Below are 18,632 nucleotides of genomic sequence, written 5' to 3' on the forward strand. Positions count from 1 at the left end.
GGGTCAACTTTATAGACATCATCTCACACTACACTCGTGTATCAGACCACGCTATGAACCTTGCTGAAAAGGTTTTTGCAGAACAAATCTAAGAACCAAGAAGCTATCCATCATAATTGGATGGCTTTTTGCTTTTTCCTAAGCAAGACTAGGCTGAATGAAACTGAAAGAGTATTCTGCAGATATATAGTATATTGAAACTAGAATAGTACACCTCTATTTCTAAAACATTGTTAGAAATCGATTTGACTGTCCTGAACGATTTATCCTGTTATTATTTCATTTTATTATAGTGGATTAAATTAAAAAAGTATAGTATATTGAATCTATAACAGTACATCTTGACTGCTAAAATATTTCTATAAATTAATTTGACTTTCCTGATAGAGTTGTTCACATCTTATTTCAATTCACTATACAATCCAGTTCCTAAAACTTTGCTAGAAATTGATTTGGCTTTCCGAATTAATTTGTTCAAATTTTATTTCATTTCAATATACTGAAAAATCCATTCACTAGCACAGGGCAAGAGGGAGTCGCTATTGATTTCAACGGTAGCAGGTACATACAGAGGACTCCTACCTCAGATATACTGCAATATCATCGTATGCAAAAAACCTCTGAGATTTTTCTCAAAGGTTCTGATTTTGCTAATTGCTGTTCTCAACCGCTGCAGTAACAAAGGCAGTGTAGAGTTCTTCTGGTCGGTTTGGACGGCTTGACAGTTCAGGGTGATACTGACAAGCTACAAAGAATTTATTTTCAGGAATTTCCACGATTTCTACCAAACGATTGTCTGGAGAAACTCCTGAAAAGACAAAACCTGCTGCCTCAAACTGCTCACGGAAGGCATTATTAAACTCATAACGGTGACGGTGACGGCGTTGCACCACTTCTTGATTATGATAAGCAGCTGCTGCCTTAGAGCCACGTTTCAACTTAGACGGATAAAGCCCCAAGCGAAGGGTTCCCCCCATATCCTCAACATCAATCTGATCACGCATGATATCAATGATAGGGTATTTTGTTTCTGGTGCAAGCTCTGCAGAATTGGCACCTTCGAGTCCTAAAACGTGACGAGCAAATTCGATACATGTCAACTGCATTCCCAAGCAGACTCCCAACATTGGAACATCATTTTCACGCGCATAGCGGATGGCTTGGATTTTCCCTTCTGTACCACGTTGACCAAAACCACCTGGTACGATGATCCCGTCCGCATCAGACAAGAGTTCTGCTACATTCTCTGCTGTCACATCATTGGCATTGACCCAATTGATTTTAACTTCTACATCATTGACATAGCCAGAGTGTTTCAAGGCTTCGACCACTGAGATATAGGCATCTTGCAACTCCACATACTTACCAACAAGGGAAATCTTAACTTGTTTCTTGAGGTTCATGACCTTGTCCACCATGGCTGACCATTCTGTCATATCCGCTGCTGGTGCGTCTAATTTCAAATGGTCACAGACAATTTGGTCCATACCTTGTGCCTGCAAGTTCAGTGGAATTTGGTAAAGATGTTCGACATCCAACGATTCGATAACGGCTTCTGGTGCCACATCACAGAACTGGGCCAGTTTATTTTTAATTCCTTGACCAGCTGGCTCTTCTGTACGAATCACCAACATATTTGGTTGGATTCCCAATCCACGCAATTCTTTTACAGAGTGCTGAGTTGGTTTGGTCTTCATTTCACCAGCGGCCTTGAGGTAAGGAAGCAAGGTTGTATGGATGTACATAACATTATCCGCACCCACATCCGCCTTCATCTGACGAAGGGCCTCTAGGAATGGCAAGGACTCGATATCTCCAACAGTTCCACCAACCTCTGTGATAATGACATCAGAGTCGGTCGTTAGAGCGGCACGCTTGATTTTTTCTTTTAAAGCATCTGTGATATGAGGAATAACCTGAACAGTTGCCCCAAGGTATTCTCCACGACGTTCCTTACGAAGAACTTCACTGTAAATTTTACCAGTTGTCACGTTGGAATATTTGTTGAGATTGATATCGATGAAACGTTCATAGTGACCCAAGTCCAAATCTGTCTCAGCTCCGTCATCTGTCACAAAAACTTCCCCGTGCTGGTAAGGACTCATAGTTCCTGGATCAATATTGATATAAGGGTCAAATTTTTGAATGGTTACTTTAAGACCACGATTTTTCAAGAGACGGCCCAGACTCGCTGCCACAATCCCTTTCCCAATAGACGATACCACACCACCAGTTACAAAAATATATTTCGTAGACATAGATTCCTCTTTCTAAAGTGCTCAAGGTCTTGCTAACTACGTGGGGACATAGAAAACAAGACCCTACTAATAAGAATAATCTGGGACGACTGCACCAGATTCACAACTAATACTCTTCGAAAATCTCTTCAAACCGCGTCAACGTCGCCTTGCCGTAGATATGTGTTCCTGACTTTGTCAGTCTTATCTACAACCTCAAAACAGTGTTTTGAGCAGCCTACGGCTAGTTTCCTAGTTTGCTCTTTGATTTTCATTGAGTATAAAATACAAGAAGATAACTTCTTGTAAAAACAAAAATAGCTCCCTAAGAACTAGGGAGCTCCGACCTCTAAAAGAGGTGCCCGAACAATATGATACCTAAAAATAGGATAATTGTCAATAGCTAACTTTTATTCCTCGATGATTTCAGCATCATCATCTGAAAACTCGTCGTCTTCGTTGAGATCCACATCTTCTCCCAAGTCATCTGGAGCGATTTCGTTGATTTCTGCATCATAAGCTTCCACTTCATTTTTTTCATCATCTGGATTTTCATCATCGTATGAAAGAGCTGGATCTGCTTCGTATGCATCTTCGTCTTCTGGATCATCTGCATTGTAGTCAATGGCATCTGAATCACCATCCATAAAGGCATTGACACGTTTTTTCTTAGCTTTTGGTGCTACTTCATCGTCGTCATTTTCTTCAAGAGCGATGATTTCTTCGTCGATTTCGTCCACACCATACCATGAACGAAGACCCCATTTGTTGTCCCCAAGTGAGATGAAGCTACCGTCAAAGTTCAACTCTGTGTAGAACAAAGGCAAAGCTTCGCGGATATCGCTGTTTGATGTTCCAAGGTAGTTTTGAATTTCATTTACAAGATCGCTAAAATGCATCTCATGATCGCGACCACGAAGTTCCAAGATAGCACGCGCTACCTCAATCATAGATAGTTCACTTTTTTCTTGCCCAGCAAATACTTCTAATTCCAAAGCGTTTCTCCTCATTTATACTACTATCGCCAGAGCAAACAGACTCTGACCTCATTTTATCATTTACTCTTTATTTTACGATAATTTTGCGGAATAGTCAAAGGTTAAGGGGGAGAAAGTGGCAGGATTAGACTAATTCCAATATAAAACTCCTTCCTTTTTCTGTTGCTCCATTTTCCACAAATCCAAGCGACTTGAAACACCTCCTAGAAGCATGATTGTAGGTGTAGATTTCCTTAACTCTCAATTCTTTCCATCCTTTTACTCAAGCAAATTCAATCAAAGCACTTAGAATCTTTTTTCCAAGTCCTCGATGTTGGTAAGCGGAATTCCCAATCACAATGGGGAGATTATCCTGAGATAGTGTAATATCCCCAATTGGAAACCATTCTCCCTTCTCCTTGACTTCAATCCAAAAAGGCTCACCATGCCGATCCAAATAGAAATACATGGCTTCCAAGGTCGCTTGACTGTAAGGAAGCTTCACCCCATCTACGAGGTAAACCAAGTTCACATCCTGATACCAAGCAAAAGCTTCCTCACAATGATTGACCTTATAATAAGGAACAAGACACAATGCACTACCTTTTCAACAAAAGAGTTGCTGCTTGATTAAAACCATCACACCAGTTATACCATTTTGCTTCATACCCATCTTGAGCTAGGATACGATCTTCTAAATCAAAAACAGAGTAAATAGACTTCCTGCAAAACTAGAATCCTAGTTCATGATTGATAATACCAACAATCAAATTCATTCGTAATCCGAAGCGTTTACGATGATTTCGATAGGTTGTTGAAAATATTTTAAACGTTTTCATAGTGAGATGAAATAAGAACAGGACAAATCAATCAAGACAGTCAAATCGATTTCTAACAATGTTTTAGAAGTAGAGGTGTACTATTCTAGTTTCAATCTACTATACTTTGTCAAAAATACTCTCAACCTTGATTCTCTCCTTAGATAGCGCATGGTTATAGGCTTTATCTTCAGCTATTAGCATCTTGAGTTTGCTGGATTTACGTGGAGTTTGTGCTTGAGGATATATCTTCATGAGCCCTTGATAACCACTGTCAGCCAAGATTTTACCAGCTTGTCCGATATTTCTGCGACTCATTTTGAACAACTTCATATCATGACAATAGTTCACAGTGATCTCCAAAGAAACAATTCTCCCTTGACTTGTGACAATCGCTTGAGCCTTCATAGCGTGGCATTTCTTTTTACCAGAATCATTCGCTAATTGTTTTTTAAGGCGATTGATTTTTACTTCCGTCGCATCAATCATTACCGTATCCTCAGAACTGAGAGGAGTTCTTGAAATCGTAAAACCACTTTGAACAAGAGTTACTTCAACCCATTGATTCCGATGGGTTAAGTTGCTTTCGTGGATACCAAAATCAGCCGCAATTTGTTCATAAGTGCGGTATTCTCGCACATATTGAAGAGTGGCCATCAGAAGGTCTTCTAGGCTTAATTTAGGTTTTTATCCATCTTTTGCGTGTTTAATTTTTAATACGGCTAACATCTCTTCAAAAGTCGTGCGCTGAACAGCAACAAGGAGCTTAAATCGTGTATCAGTTAGTTGTTTACTTGCTTCATAATTTTATTGTATCATATTTTTGTTTCACAGGAAGTCTAATCTAATGGAATAGGAGGCAGTAAGATGGAAACTATCATAGCTTGTACTCATAAACTACTCAAAACGATATATGAAGTCTTATATCTCCATAAAAATACATAATTTCACAGTGTTTTTTTTAATGCTGACGATATTACAGGAATAAATGAAATTGCAAAATAAATGATAACTGAAATAAAGTATACTGGCAAAATTCCAATTAAGTCTGCTAGATAACTAAATGAAACTAGCGCTACAGCATACATTAGTTGCATTAAAACACTTCTGGCAGCAAAAGCTCTTGCCAATATACTAGGATCAACTTTTTCTTGAATAATTGATTCTTGAATTATATTTCTAATTTGTGCAGGGGGGCCGACTAGAAAAGAAATAATAATTGTTATGATAGGGCTTCTATTAACAGTGTAAAATAGTGTGAGTAGTGTAACAAGAAGTGATGATATAAACAAAAATTTTCCTGGAAAATGTTGAAGTTTATGAGAGTATTTTGTTATTACCCCTCCTCCAACTATAATCCCTAAGAAGTATGCTGAACCCTGGTATCCCCACCAAGTTTCACTTGTTAAAAGGATAGTGGTTGTAAATGCTAGGAGGTATGAAGATGTCCAAATCACATTTGCAAAATTTTCAATAATATCCATAATAGTTATATCCCTGATGACAGGATTATCCCTTATAGGTATGAGACCTTCAAAAATTTGATATACATATGAACTTTTGGAAGAGTTTGGTTTATGTTGATTCTTTTCAACGTGAATATAAAAACTTAGAACTGAGGAGAGCAAGAAACACAAAGATATACAATATAATGAATATTGCAAACCTAGTAACGTAGACAATGGAATTGCAAGTGCCCAGCCTGCTGTTTGAACGGATTGACGAATGCTTAGGGTGAGACCGTTTGCTTTTACTATCGCATCATTATCAACTATACTAGGAACAATAGCTAGACGTGCAGGAGTATAAAAACTATTGGTGATGCTTATTAAAAAGACTGTGGAATAGGTTATTATAATACTATCATTAAATGAACTGATAATGGTATAAGACAGAGTAACTAGCCCACCAATCAGATTAGTAAACGACAATACATTTTTATGTGAAATTTTGTCTAAAAAAATAGGTCCAATCAAACCTCCTATAACTGCTGAAATAGTTCCTATTATCAAAACAAATGTTGATTCACTGATAGAATTACTTTGTGAATAAACCTTTGAGATGATTGTTACACTGAAAAAAATATTTGCAATCAAGTTAAAAATTTGATTGCAAAGTAAGTATTTAAAATTATTATTGCTTATCTTAACTCATTCCTTTTGCAAATAAATATTGATTAGTATAGCAAAAAAATATATTTTACGCAATTACTATGCTCTCGTGTTGATATACCATACATATGAAAGCTTCTACCTTTCCTTTTGTATATCTATCTAATTTTAGCCATATTGCTTGAGAATTCCATAACCTTTCTTGCAAAATCATAGTTTTAGGTGGTGACTAAAATAGATAGAAATATAATATTGCTTACGGTAGGAATTATGGTATCTCTTGGGAACAGTGATCTCTCTAAACATGTAAAGTCTGATTTTATTAATTAAGGAGGTACATTTATCGTATGGTTTTATAATCACTCTATGAGGGACAGGGGAATCACTTGCTGATTCCTCCTAATTTCTAGCTGGACGGTATTGATCGGACTCTTTATAAGCTCTAAGGTTGCATGGGAAGAGCTCCTCCAACTTAAATCAGCGTAATGGGATAATACAGAATGGTCCATTTTTCTAATAAGTATAGTTGAGTCGGATGAAGATATGCTATATTGACTTTCATTTCTTTCTCCTCAAGGGAATTCGATACTCACTTCTGTTTGCCTTTAAATCGCCATTGGAAGCGGAGCTTGTCATAAAAGGGAAACTCGATAAACAAGACTCCCAAACCCAGACAGAGACTGGCAAGAACGTCTGATGGGTAATGAACTCCCACCCAAAAAGAGACAGTAGTTCATACTACTATTACTCTATTTTCATTGCTTTCACAATTGCTAAGGCAGTCAATACAAAAATAAAAAGTGGAAGCACTGTGATTTTTAGGTTTGTAGCACTCGCTAAGGCAACGATGAGCATGCTAAGAATTCCTGGTACAACAACATTGAATACTCCAAGCACTGACTGGATGGTTCCCATGACTTCTTCTGGAACCATCGAGAATACAAGGTTGAAAATCCGAGGCCCCATCATTCCTACTGCAACTGCGCATAAGAAGACAACTACCAATAAAAGGAGGAAATGATTGATCAACCAAGAAAAGAGAATACAGAGATGCATAATTTCTTCAAAGTAGACAATCATTTTTATGGGAATATTTTTTAGGATACCTCCACTCAAAAAACTTCCCACAATCGTTCCTGAAAAAATAACCACTGACAATGCTGCAATGGATTTCCCAGTGTCAAAGAAGATAAATGGATGATGAATCAACATCAAAGTCGTTAAAGGGGTAATAATGCTTAAAATCACTTGGTTCATAGCTGCAATGAATATTAATTTGATGATGGTTGGAAAACTTGACAATATCTTCATAGAATAGAGGAAATGCTCTCCAAAAGATTTTGCGGTTAATCTTTTACTAACCTCCATCTGTCCCTCAATATCTCTCAAAGAAGTACGAATAAACACCACACCCAACAGTGCAAAAAGAAAGGTCAAAGCATTCAAACCCACAAACATCTGAAGACTGATGACCCCAATCAAAACTCCACCTGTAAGGTTGCTAAGAATATTAACTACACCAGCAGTTGCCTGTCTAAACCCCATAGCATCTGTCATATCATCTCCTATAATCCTCACATACAAAGGAGAAATCATAGCACCTGCAAAATAACTCATGGTATCTGATAAAAGATTGATGCCACAAATAAGAAAAACCATCCCCATAGAAAAGTTCTTATCCGTTACAAACAGTGTCAATAGAGTATAAAGCAGAAACTTACTTGCCAATATAGCAATATATTTTGCAACACGATTTTTTTGAAAATCGGCAATAACGCCTGTGAACAACTGAGAAATCTGCGGCAAAGTCTCCGAAACTGTTATACAAAGAACAGCTAATGAAGCAAATTTATATCCCGATACATAAGAAATAAAGGAAATATAAAACAGCGTATCACCAAATGACGAAACCCATTGATTAATCAGCAACATCCGGTAACTTTTATTGGTCAGAAAAGTATTCATTGGATTGCCTCCTTCTTCAACTCAAAAGGAAATTGAAATCCTAACAACGCCCAATATATCCCCAAAGTTCCAATACCAAAATCAAAAACTATTGATGATATTCTAACACATCAATTTTGGTTTGTCAATAATTTTTATGGTGTTTTTTTATTTTTTTTGAAATATGAATTTAAGTTATCTAAAAATACAAATCTTTTTCTTAATCTTCACTTTCCAATAATTTCATTTCCTTCTCAATTTCTAGCATCATTCTCTGGTTCTCTTCGTGCTTGTAAAGCTGATAAGATACTTGATAAAAACCTAGTATCCTATCCCTTTCAGCAAAGCTCTCGCTTATATTTCCCAATAAACAATACAAATCTGCTAATCGATAACTACTATTATATCTTTTACAAATAGCTATCGTTTCTGTAATTTCTGCTATAGCTTCAGATGTTCGTTCATTCAACCACAAATATCTACAATAGTTATATCGGAATTTAATCATCAATTCTAACTGTTCCAAATGATGAACAGATAGTGACTGGAGGTTCTCTTTTAAAAGTTGATAGAGTTCCTGATATGTGTCTTCCTGCCCCATATCAAAATAAAAATTAGCCAAGGTATTTCCCAGTTGTAGATAGTAAAAATCAGATTTTTTCAGAGATAACAGTATTTTTTCCAGTTTCGCAACTGCCCCTGTTTGATGATTTAAATAACAGAATTGAACTAATGTATCAATCCAGTCCAAATAAATCTGGTCTTTAGCAGATAGACGAGCACGTTTAGATTTTTCCAGTTCATAGATGTAATGGAGAGATTCATATTCCCTCTCATCCAAAAATTTCTTAGATAATTCTTTAAACTTATCAATATTTTCTAAACTAGAAACCTCAGTATCTTCAAAGAAATAATCCATGCTCACCTTCAATCGCTTAGATAGTTGAAAGAGTAATTCTGACCCAGGTGAGTATTTACCTTGCTCCATACGGCTAATCTGCCCTTGCTCACAAATCCCCTCAGCTAATTCTTTTTGAGATAATTTTAATTCCTTTCTTTTATTTTTTAAGCGTGTCGCTAATAACATACCCACACTTTCTTCCTCCTTGCTTTATTTATTAAAATATATCAAACACCAAAACATGTTTCAAGTATATATTTCATATGGTTCTATTTGTATTTGTACAATTTTTTATCTTTTCCATCACTTCTGCTTGCCTTTAAATCGCCATTGGAAGCGGAGCTTGTCATAGAAGGGAAACTCGATAAACAAGACTCCCAAACCCACACAGAAACTGGCAAGAACATCTGATGGGTAGTGAACTCCCAGATAGACTCGTGATACCAGCACACTGACTAGGTAGAGGCCAAGGACGATTTGTACGATTTTTCTCCAGACTGGATTTTTAATTCGTTGACTGAGAATGACAATCAGAGCACCTACCATCAAAGTTACAGCCAGAGAATGGCCACTTGGGAAGGAAAATCCCTTCTCCTCAACCAAGTGTAAAATAGCTGGTCGTGGGCGCTGGTAGATATTTTTAAAGGTCACGATTAAAAGACCTGCCAAAGCCAGATTTCCCAGCATGAAGAAACTTTCTATCTTCCATCGCTTACGATAAAAGACAAAAGCTGTAATGACAACCCAAGTGATAATCACTGGGATATCAATCAGACGTGTGAGGGATCGAAAAAGAATAGTCAAGTCATCTGGTAAGTCTCCTCGAATGGCAGTCTGAAGCGATTGGTCAAAACCGACCAGCGTTTCAGGGTAAAATTTGACCATATAGCCAAGAATAACGAAAAGTAAAAGGGCAAAACTGCCCTTCATTAAAAATGTTTGTTTATCTTTCATAGTGTTTTAAGGTTGGTTTCAAAAGAACGTACAACAACCAGAATGAAACGGAAAAGATTACACCCTCAATCAAGTTAAAAGGTAATACCATGGTCATTAGGTAGTTGGAAAGTCCCAAAATTTTTCCAATATCAAAGTTAGCAAACTTAGCGTACAAAGGAACAGCATAAACATAGTTGAGAACCAACATGGCAAAGGTTAAACCAATAGTTCCAGCTAGAGAGCCTAGTAGGAAACGAAGGGTTGTCCGTTCCTTTTTCCAAATCAAAGCAAATACGATGACAAAAACTCCCAAAGCTACGATATTCATCGGCAAACCAATGTAAGTATTCACTCCTTGGCTGTTAAGAAGCAATTTCAAGAGTGAGCGAAGCAAGAGCACTCCTAGAGCAGCAGGCAAATCCATGACCACCAGACCCACAAGGACTGGCAAGATACTAAATTCGATCTTGAGGAAGGATGCCGCTGGAAAGAGCGGAAAGTCAAAGTACATCAGCACAAATGAGATGGCTGATAAGATCGCAATGGTCGAAAGTCGACGTGTGTTTGTCATAACAGGTTCCTCCAATTTTCTATAAAATCAGAAGAAGTTAGAAAGGATTCCTCTATCTATTCTCACTTTTTATATCCCAAAAGTTCCCTCTCACTCTATTAAGGAAATTCAAGCAAGCGGTTACAGTTTAGCTATAAATCTATCAGAACAGACAAAGCTATTCTTTCGTCTTCTCCCATCCAGACTATACTGTCGGTTGTGGAATCTCACCACATCAGCTTGCGCTCGCGGACTTATTTGGCTAAGATATTTTAGATTTATCTAGGCGTCGCAGTCGAAGATAATACTTAAAGTATATCGAGACAAGACAACGACGAGAAAGCTAAAATAGCTAGTCAAATTTACCGCCGGTCGGGAATCACACCCTGCCCTGAAGACTCTTTTATCATAACAAAAAACGCTTGCAAGCGCAAGCATTTTGTTCATTTTCATTTTTTATTTCAATTTATCTGCTTCATAGGTATGAACGAGCTCAAGACCTGCAAAGTGCTGCTGGCGGAGGGCTTCGTAGACAATCATGCAGACGGTATTAGACACATTGAGACTGCGGACATGTTCATCATTCATGGGAATACGGAGAGCCTTCTCAGGATGTTCTCGCATAAAGTCCTCAGGCAAGCCCTTGTCTTCACGTCCAAAGAGAAAATAATGGTCCTCGTCAGTCGATAAATCCACATCAGAATACACTTTCTCAGCAAATTTTGAGATCAGATAGAGTTTGCCCTTCATATGAGACATGAAATCCTCCAAACTCTCGTAAAAATAAATCTCTAGTTTATCCCAATAATCCAATCCAGCTCGCTTCATCTTGCGGTCGTCAATAGGAAAGCCCATTGGCTTGATGATGTGGAGGGGAGAATTGGTCGCAGCACAAGTACGCGCGATATTGCCTGTATTTTGTGGAATTTGTGGTTCAAATAATACAATGTGATTTGTCATGACTTGCTTCCTTTCACCATTGCAAAAAAATAGCCACACTGCCCGGAGTCAAGCTCAGCAAACAGCGTGGTTAAGGCATCGTTAACTTACCTCACAACAGGTTTGAAGTAAATCAGCGAAACTACTTTCTTAGTATAACACTTTCAGAATCATTGTCAATAGAAACGACTTGATTTTTTCAATTTTTTCAAGCTATTTCCAAGGGTTGTAAAATCGTCCCTGATTCTGCAAGATAAGTAGTAAACTAGTTACTAAAAACAAGGCTGCAAAGAGCAAGGTAAGATAGTCTCCTTTTCTCAAGGCTTGATAACTATACCAAGTGCGTTTTTTCTCTTTCCCAAAGCGCCGAAGCTCCATGGCGGTCGCAATGGTATCAATGCGTTCTAGCGAGCTAAAAATCAAGGGAGTGATAATGCGCAGATTGCCTTTGATTCGTTGCATAAGAGAAGCTTTCTTGGATAATTCCATCCCACGCGCTTCCTGAGACATCTTGATAGTAAAGAATTCTTCCTGCAAATCTGGAATATAGCGCAAAGTCAGGCTGACTGAATAGGCAATCTTGTAAGGCACACCAATTTGATTTAAACTAGAAGCAAACTGACTAGGATGGGTTGTCATCAAAAAGATAATAGCCAGAGGAATGGTACAAAGGTACTTAATGGCCAGATTTAGCAGATAAAAGAGCTCCTGGCTGGTCAGAGTGTAGGCACCGATTCCCTGCCAAATCACACTTCTCTCTCCGTAAAGTCCAACCCCATACTCAGGAGAAAAGAGATAGACCATCAAAACGTTTAAAACGGCAAATACCGTCGCAAAAACGGCCACAAAGGAAACATCTTTAAAACGGATTTCTGACAAATAGAGGAGAAAGACCGAAAAGATGGCAATCAGAACAAGCAGTCTGGTATCATAGCTAATCATGGCCGCCAATGACACGAGGATGAAAAAGAGAAGTTTACCAGCTCCTGACAAGCGATGAATCACAGTATCTCTATGCTGGTAACCAATTAATTTAGCTTGCATCCTTCTCTCCTTTCTTTGTAAAATGCCGTTAAAGCAAGTGGATCCACGTCTAGTTTTTTGGCCAAGTTAAAGATTGAAGTTTCTTTTAGGTTGGCTTTTACTAACAGCTCAGGATTGCTCAACAGACTAGCTGGATCAGTATCAGCAATCAATTCCCCGTCCACCATGACAAGGGCTCGGTCTGAATAATCCAGCATCAATTGCATATCATGCGTAATCATGACAATGGTATGCCCTTTTTGATGCAACTCTTCGAGAAATTCCATAATCTCAGTATAGTTCTTCTGGTCTTGACCTGCAGTTGGTTCATCTAAGAGGATAATTTCAGCCCCCAAGACCAAAATCGAAGCAATAGTGACACGTTTTTTCTGACCAAATGACAGGGCAGAAATGGGCCAATTACGGAATTCATAAAGACCACAGATTTTCAAGGTTTCATAGACTCTCGTTTTAATTTCCTGCTCGTCCACACCTCGCAAACGAAGTCCCAGAGCCACCTCATCAAAAATCATATTGGTTGAAATCATTTGATTAGGATTTTGCAGCACATAGCCTACTCGTTCCGCCCGCTCTGCAACAGAATCTCCTTTGATATCCTGGCCTTCCCAAAGGTAAGAACCTTCTGTCTGGATAAATCTACTTAAGGCCTTGGCTAGAGTTGACTTCCCTGCTCCATTTTTTCCGACAATGGCAATTTTTTCACCCTTTTTAATATCTAAATGAATGAATTTTAAAATCGGTCTATCATCATAAGAAAACGACACGTCCTTTAGTCTAAAGAGTGACTGCAATTCTGGGTTTTCTTTTACCAGTTCATTCTGCAACTGAACCTGACCTTTTGAGATAGACAAGTTATCTAGATTTGCTAATTGTTCTTCCTTGACTAAGTCCACACCTAATTGACGGAGAGTCGTTAGATAAAGGGGTTCGCGAATTCCATTTTGAGTCAATAAATCAGTCGCCAGTAACTGGTCAGGGCTCCCATTAAAGAGGATACGGCCATCGTTTATCAAGACAATCCGATCGACAGGGCGATGCAGAACATCCTCCAAACGGTGCTCGATAATAAGGGTCGTCGTCCCCTCCTCCTTATGAATCTGATCAATCAATTCGATAATATCCTGACCTGACTTGGGATCAAGATTGGCGAGTGGCTCATCAAACAAGAGAATCGGACTCTCATCAATCAAGACACCAGCCAGACTGACCCGCTGCTTTTGTCCACCTGACAAATCCTGGGGACGCTGCGGCAGTAAAGGGAGAAGATCCAGCTTTTCAGCCCATTTATGAACACGGCTTTTCATCTCATCTAGGGCTGTCACATCATTCTCCAGAGCAAAAGCCAAGTCCTCTGCCACAGACAGGCCGATAAACTGCCCATCTGTATCCTGCAAAACTGTACTGACCAGATGAGATTTATCGTAGATGCTCATATCAAAGGCCACTTGCCCCTTGATCAAAAATTCTCCAGACGTCTGACCCTTGTAAATATTGGGAATAATCCCATTCAAACATTGACCCAAGGTAGACTTACCTGACCCAGATGGCCCAACAATTAAAACTTTCTCTCCCTTATAAATAGTCAAGTCTATCCCTTGCAAGGTCGGTTCTTGTTGTGTTTCATACCGGAAAGAGAAATCCTTCCACTCAATTATAGCTTCTTTCATCTTACTCTCTTCATTCGCTTCTTAGACTTCTATTTTATCATAAATCTACCCCTTCTTGCAGTCTCTTCTCTTAAAATCTTAGCTCCCACAAGATTCCTATCCTAGCTTACTTGCCTAACTAATCTATAAACATCGAAAAAGACTGGTTGCCCAGCCTTCCCCATCATTTTAGTCCTTTTTCAAACTTCCTGCACGAGTTTGAGTTCCTGCATAGGCAAGCAAGAGAAGAGTTCCTGCAATAGCTACAGATACACCATTAGCAATTCCCGCAACAATCCCTTGGGCAAATACTTTTTCTGCAGCTTCTTGATAAATCACAACATCTCCAAGTGGTGCCAAGACACCCCAAACAAGGGCATTTGCAAGTAGTTGAATGAGGTTAAAAATAAGAATATCTTTCCAGTCAAAGACACCATTGATCACGCGAACGTACTTTCTAAAAAGTCCCACAACTAAACCAAAGAGTCCGCTAGCGATAATCCATGTCCACCACAGACCGTAGCCAGCAATAGAGTCCTTCACTGCATGCCCAATTAAACCAACAAGTAGCCCCACTAGAGGACCAAAAATGATAGACAAGAGACTCTGTACCGCATACTGAAGCTGGATGCTTGTATTTGGAACAGGGGTCGGAATGCTGATCATCCCGATAACAACAAAGAGCGCAGCTCCAACACCGATAGCAACAACTTGTTTAATTGATTGATTTTTCATCTATATTCTCCTATTTTATGATTCTATTTTCTTTATTTCAATGGTCCAAGATGAACCGACACCCACATTATAGGCCTTGGCAAAGGAACCTTGGTTGATAGCCAGACCTAAACGATAGAGAGAGTTGATGTAAAGGATGGGTTGCCCAATTCTCACATCTGCAAATGATTTGCCATAGACAACCTGATTTTGATAGACCAGCATATCTGCATGATAGATAGTCACCTCAAAACGGTCACCGAATGCTGGTTCCAGCTTGTAAAATTCTTCTCGCGTGATAGAGGTCCAAAGCGAACCAAAACGCACATCCAGAATATCAATGGCTCCCTTCACCAGATGATCTTCTATGATAGTCTCTACGACCGGAAGCTCCACAATCTGATCCACACTGAGCTCTGGTCCCACTTCCTCAAAAGTAATGTGAGCGCTGGCCAGTTTAGCACCAGTATAGGCATAGACATCACGACCGTGGAAGGTATAAGAATGCTCTGTGTTTTGACGCCTATTAGCTACCTCAGAAATTTCACGAATGGCTACAATGCCAACGTGTTTCTTGATAAAGGAAAGAGTTCCATTGTCTGGCGTGACAATGTATTGATTGTTTGCAGTCTTGGCAACTACACTCTTACGTTTTGAGCCGACACCTGGATCGACAACCGATACAAAAGTCGTTCCCTCAGGCCAGTAATCCACCGTCTGAAAGAGACGATAGCTCCCCTCAAAAATATTATAAGGCGTGATATCGTGCGTCAAGTGATGAATTTTTAAGGTTGGAGATTCTTCTAAAGCCACTCCAATCATAGCCGATACCGCACCATCAACCAGACCAAAGTCTGATTGTAATACTAGTAAATTATTATTCATTTTATCTCCTTGTATATCCTTCATCATACCATATTTCAGAGAAAGTCGCTAATAGCTATTTTAATTGCTTAGGGTATAGTTTTACCTTATAGCAAATTTCCTACTAAAAACCCTAGTTATTAGCTAGTAGGTGCATTTTTTCTTGAAAAAAGGTATGATAGTTACATAATGAAGAAGTAGGTTTTATTATGAAAATTATCCTTGTCGGAGGGGGAAAAGTTGGTTTTGCCCTCTGTCGCTCCTTGGTTGCAGAAAAGCACGATGTTTTGCTGATTGAGCAAGACGAAGCTGTCCTCAATCATATTGTCAATCGCTTTGATATCATAGGTATCCTTGGTAACGGGGCTGATTTTACCATCCTTGAGCAAGCCAGTGTCCAAGATTGTGATATCTTTATCGCCCTGACTGAGTACGATGAAGTAAACATGATTGCAGCCGTTCTAGCCAAGAAAATGGGGGCTAAAGAGACTATCGTTCGGGTGCGGAATCCTGAATACTCTAACTCTTATTTCAAAGAGAAGAATATTCTCGGTTTTTCTCTTATCGTTAACCCTGAGCTCTTGGCTGCCCGCGCTATCGCTAATATCATTGACTTCCCCAACGCCCTATCTGTCGAACGCTTTGCTGGTGGACGCGTTAGCCTCATGGAATTTATCGTCAAATCCACCAGTGGTCTTTGCCAAATGCCCATTTCTGATTTTCGGAAAAAATTTGGCAATGTCATTGTCTGTGCGATAGAAAGAGATCATCAAATTATCATCCCAAGTGGTGACATGACCATACAGGATAAAGATAGAATCTTTGTCACTGGTAACCGTGTTGATATGATGCTCTTCCATAATTATTTCAAGTCTCGTTCCGTGAAGAGCCTTCTCATCGTCGGCGCAGGTAGAATTGCCTATTATCTACTTGGTATTCTCAAAGACAGTCGTATCGATACCAAGGTCATTGAAATCAATCCCGAAATCGCCAGCTTCTTTAGCGAGAAATTTCCAAATCTTCATATCGTCCAAGGAGATGGTACTGCAAAAGATATCCTGCTAGAAGAAAGTGCTCAACACTATGATGCCGTTGCGACTCTAACAGGAGTCGATGAGGAAAATCTGATTACTTCGATGTTCCTTGACAGGGTAGGTGTACAGAAAAATATTACCAAGGTCAATCGGACCAGTCTCCTCGAGATTATCAATGCGCCTGATTTTTCAAGTATCATCACACCTAAAAGCATCGCTGTAGATACGATTATGCACTTTATTCGTGGTCGAGTTAATGCCCAGTATTCAGACCTTCAAGCCATGCACCATCTAGCCAATGGCCAAATCGAAACCCTGCAATTCCATATCAAGGAAGCCAATAAAATGACTGCCAAACCTCTTTCTCAACTGAAATTGAAAAAAGGGGTTCTTATTGCAGCTATCATTCGAAAGGGCAAAACGATTTTCCCAACTGGGGAGGATATGTTGGAAGTTGGAGACAAGCTCCTAGTAACAACCTTGTTGCCGAATATCACTAAGATTTATGACTTGATTGCGAGGTAAGAAATGAATAAAAGTATGATTCGCTACCTCCTTTCAAAATTACTTTTGATTGAAGCTGTTCTCCTTTTGGTTCCTGTTGCGATTGCTGTCTATTACCGTGAATCGAGCCAAGTCTTTACAGCCCTCTTTTCGACCATAGGGATTCTCGTATTGTTAGGCGGTTCAGGGAGTTTACAGAAGCCAAAAAATCAACGGATTTATGCCAAGGAGGGAGTCTTGATTGTGGCCCTCTGTTGGATCCTTTGGTCCTTCTTTGGTGGTCTCCCCTTTGTCTTTTCTGGGCAAATCCCTAGCGTTATTGATGCCTTTTTTGAAATTAGTTCTGGGTTTACAACTACTGGAGCAAGTATTTTGAACGACATTTCGGTTCTCAGCCGTTCCCTCCTCTTCTGGCGAAGTTTTACCCACTTGATTGGAGGGATGGGAGTGCTTGTTTTTGCACTTGCTATTATGGACAATGCCAAAAATAGCCACCTAGAGGTGATGAAGGCTGAGGTTCCAGGTCCTGTTTTTGGCAAGGTTGTATCCAAACTAAAAAACACTGCCCAGATTCTCTATCTCCTTTATCTAGCTCTCTTCTCCCTCTTTGTCATCATCTATTATCTAGCTGGCATGCCTCTCTACGATAGTTTTGTCATTGCTACGGGGACAGCGGGAACTGGAGGCTTTACCGTCTATAACGACGGAATTGCCCACTATGGCAGCTCACTGATTACCTATCTGGTCAGTATCGGAGTTCTGGTTTTTGGGGTAAATTTCAACCTCTACTACTACCTCATGCTCCGTCGCATCAAGGCCTTCTTTGGTGACGAAGAACTTCGGGCTTACTTGGTCATTGTACTGGTTTCTACAGGCTTGATTAGCCTCAACACCCTCTACCTCTACCCAGGGTTTTCAAAGAGCTTTGAAATGGCCTTCTTCCAGGTTTCCAACATCATTACAACAACTGGTTTTGGATATGGAGATATTACCAACTGGCCCCTCTTCTCCCAGTTTATCCTCCTTTTCCTCATGGCAATCGGTGGCTCTGCTGGATCAACTGCAGGTGGACTCAAGATTATTCGAGGCCTCATCCTTTCAAAAATTGCCAAAAATCAAATTTTGTCCATTCTATCTCCCCACCGTGTTTTGACTCTCCATGTGAATCAAACGGTGATTGATAAGGATACCCAGCATAAAATTCTCAAGTATGGTAGATTGAAACTAGAATAGTACATCTGGACTTCTAAAACATTGTTAGAAATCGATTTGACTGTCCCGATTGATTTGTCCTATTCTTATTTCATTTTATTATATCTTTAAATCCCGATCAGACATTTCAGTACCTGACTTATCCTCAATGAAAATCTCTTCAAACTGCGTCAGATCTATCTGCCCGACTTTATCACTTAA

13 protein-coding genes, 7 pseudogenes and 1 riboswitch are annotated in these 18,632 nt (G+C 39.3%); of the genes and pseudogenes, 3 read left to right on the plus strand and 17 right to left on the minus strand.

The window, feature by feature from the left end; translation table 11 throughout:
- Positions 1-92, plus strand: a pseudogene (locus tag HT736_RS03920) (Na/Pi cotransporter family protein); the annotation flags it as partial.
- A 558-nt stretch (positions 93-650) separates the two neighbouring features.
- Here HT736_RS03920 and HT736_RS03925 read toward each other — a convergent pair.
- The 17 genes and pseudogenes from HT736_RS03925 to HT736_RS04005 all read right to left on the minus strand — a co-directional run bounded on the left by HT736_RS03925 (position 651) and on the right by HT736_RS04005 (position 15,702).
- Complete coding sequence (locus HT736_RS03925) at positions 651-2,258, minus strand: CTP synthase (protein WP_000105243.1); 1,608 nt, start codon at positions 2,256-2,258, stop codon at positions 651-653.
- A gap of 389 nt (positions 2,259-2,647) precedes the next feature.
- Positions 2,648-3,232, minus strand: a complete 585-nt coding sequence (rpoE, locus tag HT736_RS03930; protein ID WP_000418403.1) for a DNA-directed RNA polymerase subunit delta — start codon at positions 3,230-3,232, stop codon at positions 2,648-2,650.
- A gap of 127 nt (positions 3,233-3,359) precedes the next feature.
- Positions 3,360-3,809, minus strand: a pseudogene (locus HT736_RS03935) (GNAT family N-acetyltransferase).
- 4 nt (positions 3,810-3,813) lie between these two features.
- Positions 3,814-3,936, minus strand: a pseudogene (locus tag HT736_RS03940) (chromosome partitioning protein ParB); the annotation flags it as partial.
- A 9-nt stretch (positions 3,937-3,945) separates the two neighbouring features.
- A pseudogene (locus HT736_RS03945) lies at positions 3,946-4,053 on the minus strand (IS5/IS1182 family transposase); the annotation flags it as partial.
- Between the two features lie 102 nt (positions 4,054-4,155).
- Positions 4,156-4,839: pseudogene (locus HT736_RS03950) on the minus strand (transposase); the annotation flags it as partial.
- Between the two features lie 140 nt (positions 4,840-4,979).
- Positions 4,980-6,176 carry an MFS transporter gene (locus tag HT736_RS03955; RefSeq protein WP_100127924.1) on the minus strand — a complete coding sequence of 399 codons (1,197 nt, stop codon included), beginning with the start codon at positions 6,174-6,176 and terminating at the stop codon, positions 4,980-4,982.
- A 556-nt stretch (positions 6,177-6,732) separates the two neighbouring features.
- A pseudogene (locus HT736_RS03960) lies at positions 6,733-6,861 on the minus strand (phosphatase PAP2 family protein); the annotation flags it as partial.
- A 26-nt stretch (positions 6,862-6,887) separates the two neighbouring features.
- Positions 6,888-8,108 (minus strand): MFS transporter, encoded by a 1,221-nt coding sequence (locus HT736_RS03965; RefSeq protein WP_172930773.1) that lies wholly within the window; start codon positions 8,106-8,108, stop codon positions 6,888-6,890.
- A gap of 199 nt (positions 8,109-8,307) precedes the next feature.
- Complete coding sequence (locus HT736_RS03970; RefSeq protein WP_172930774.1) at positions 8,308-9,180, minus strand: helix-turn-helix domain-containing protein; 873 nt, start codon at positions 9,178-9,180, stop codon at positions 8,308-8,310.
- Positions 9,181-9,291: 111 nt separating this feature from the next.
- On the minus strand, positions 9,292-9,942 hold the full coding sequence (locus HT736_RS03975) for a phosphatase PAP2 family protein (RefSeq protein ID WP_138707600.1): 651 nt from the start codon (positions 9,940-9,942) through the stop codon (positions 9,292-9,294).
- Positions 9,932-10,495: an ECF transporter S component gene (locus tag HT736_RS03980; protein WP_054392890.1), complete on the minus strand. Its 564-nt coding sequence runs from the start codon at positions 10,493-10,495 to the stop codon at positions 9,932-9,934. The genes HT736_RS03975 and HT736_RS03980 overlap by 11 nt, the downstream gene beginning before the upstream one ends.
- Before the next feature lie 163 nt (positions 10,496-10,658).
- Positions 10,659-10,877, minus strand: a riboswitch (FMN riboswitch).
- A 53-nt stretch (positions 10,878-10,930) separates the two neighbouring features.
- Positions 10,931-11,434: a tRNA (cytidine(34)-2'-O)-methyltransferase gene (locus HT736_RS03985; protein ID WP_000181376.1), complete on the minus strand. Its 504-nt coding sequence runs from the start codon at positions 11,432-11,434 to the stop codon at positions 10,931-10,933.
- A 192-nt stretch (positions 11,435-11,626) separates the two neighbouring features.
- Complete coding sequence (locus HT736_RS03990) at positions 11,627-12,457, minus strand: energy-coupling factor transporter transmembrane component T (protein ID WP_054392891.1); 831 nt, start codon at positions 12,455-12,457, stop codon at positions 11,627-11,629.
- Positions 12,442-14,124: an ABC transporter ATP-binding protein gene (locus HT736_RS03995; protein WP_172930775.1), complete on the minus strand. Its 1,683-nt coding sequence runs from the start codon at positions 14,122-14,124 to the stop codon at positions 12,442-12,444. Before HT736_RS03995 ends, HT736_RS03990 begins: the two co-directional genes overlap by 16 nt.
- A gap of 168 nt (positions 14,125-14,292) precedes the next feature.
- Positions 14,293-14,838 (minus strand): ECF-type riboflavin transporter substrate-binding protein, encoded by a 546-nt coding sequence (locus tag HT736_RS04000; protein WP_172930776.1) that lies wholly within the window; start codon positions 14,836-14,838, stop codon positions 14,293-14,295.
- A 15-nt stretch (positions 14,839-14,853) separates the two neighbouring features.
- Positions 14,854-15,702, minus strand: coding sequence for an S-adenosyl-l-methionine hydroxide adenosyltransferase family protein (locus HT736_RS04005; protein WP_172930777.1), 849 nt, complete (start codon positions 15,700-15,702; stop codon positions 14,854-14,856).
- A 188-nt stretch (positions 15,703-15,890) separates the two neighbouring features.
- Between HT736_RS04005 and trkA the strand changes: the two genes are divergently transcribed.
- Positions 15,891-17,240: a Trk system potassium transporter TrkA gene (trkA, locus tag HT736_RS04010; RefSeq protein WP_172930778.1), complete on the plus strand. Its 1,350-nt coding sequence runs from the start codon at positions 15,891-15,893 to the stop codon at positions 17,238-17,240.
- A 3-nt stretch (positions 17,241-17,243) separates the two neighbouring features.
- Positions 17,244-18,431 (plus strand): annotated as a pseudogene (locus tag HT736_RS04015) (potassium transporter TrkG); the annotation flags it as partial.
- Positions 18,432-18,632 lie beyond the last annotated feature (201 nt).

Source organism: Streptococcus sp. 339 (assembly GCF_013277285.1).
Taxonomy (GTDB): Bacteria; Bacillota; Bacilli; order Lactobacillales; family Streptococcaceae; genus Streptococcus; species Streptococcus pseudopneumoniae.

Bases quoted from the DNA above. Each gene is read 5' to 3' on its own strand.
- HT736_RS03980 (WP_054392890.1), bottom strand. From the start codon at position 10,495: ATGACAAACACACGTCGACTTTCGACCATTGCGATCTTATCAGCCATC.
- HT736_RS03985 (WP_000181376.1), bottom strand. From the start codon at position 11,434: ATGACAAATCACATTGTATTATTTGAACCACAAATTCCACAAAATACA.
- trkA (WP_172930778.1), top strand. From the start codon at position 15,891: ATGAAAATTATCCTTGTCGGAGGGGGAAAAGTTGGTTTTGCCCTCTGT.
- HT736_RS04005 (WP_172930777.1), bottom strand. From the start codon at position 15,702: ATGAATAATAATTTACTAGTATTACAATCAGACTTTGGTCTGGTTGAT.
- HT736_RS03965 (WP_172930773.1), bottom strand. From the start codon at position 8,108: ATGAATACTTTTCTGACCAATAAAAGTTACCGGATGTTGCTGATTAAT.
- HT736_RS03975 (WP_138707600.1), bottom strand. From the start codon at position 9,942: ATGAAAGATAAACAAACATTTTTAATGAAGGGCAGTTTTGCCCTTTTA.
- HT736_RS04000 (WP_172930776.1), bottom strand. From the start codon at position 14,838: ATGAAAAATCAATCAATTAAACAAGTTGTTGCTATCGGTGTTGGAGCT.
- HT736_RS03925 (WP_000105243.1), bottom strand. From the start codon at position 2,258: ATGTCTACGAAATATATTTTTGTAACTGGTGGTGTGGTATCGTCTATT.
- HT736_RS03995 (WP_172930775.1), bottom strand. From the start codon at position 14,124: ATGAAAGAAGCTATAATTGAGTGGAAGGATTTCTCTTTCCGGTATGAA.
- HT736_RS03990 (WP_054392891.1), bottom strand. From the start codon at position 12,457: ATGCAAGCTAAATTAATTGGTTACCAGCATAGAGATACTGTGATTCAT.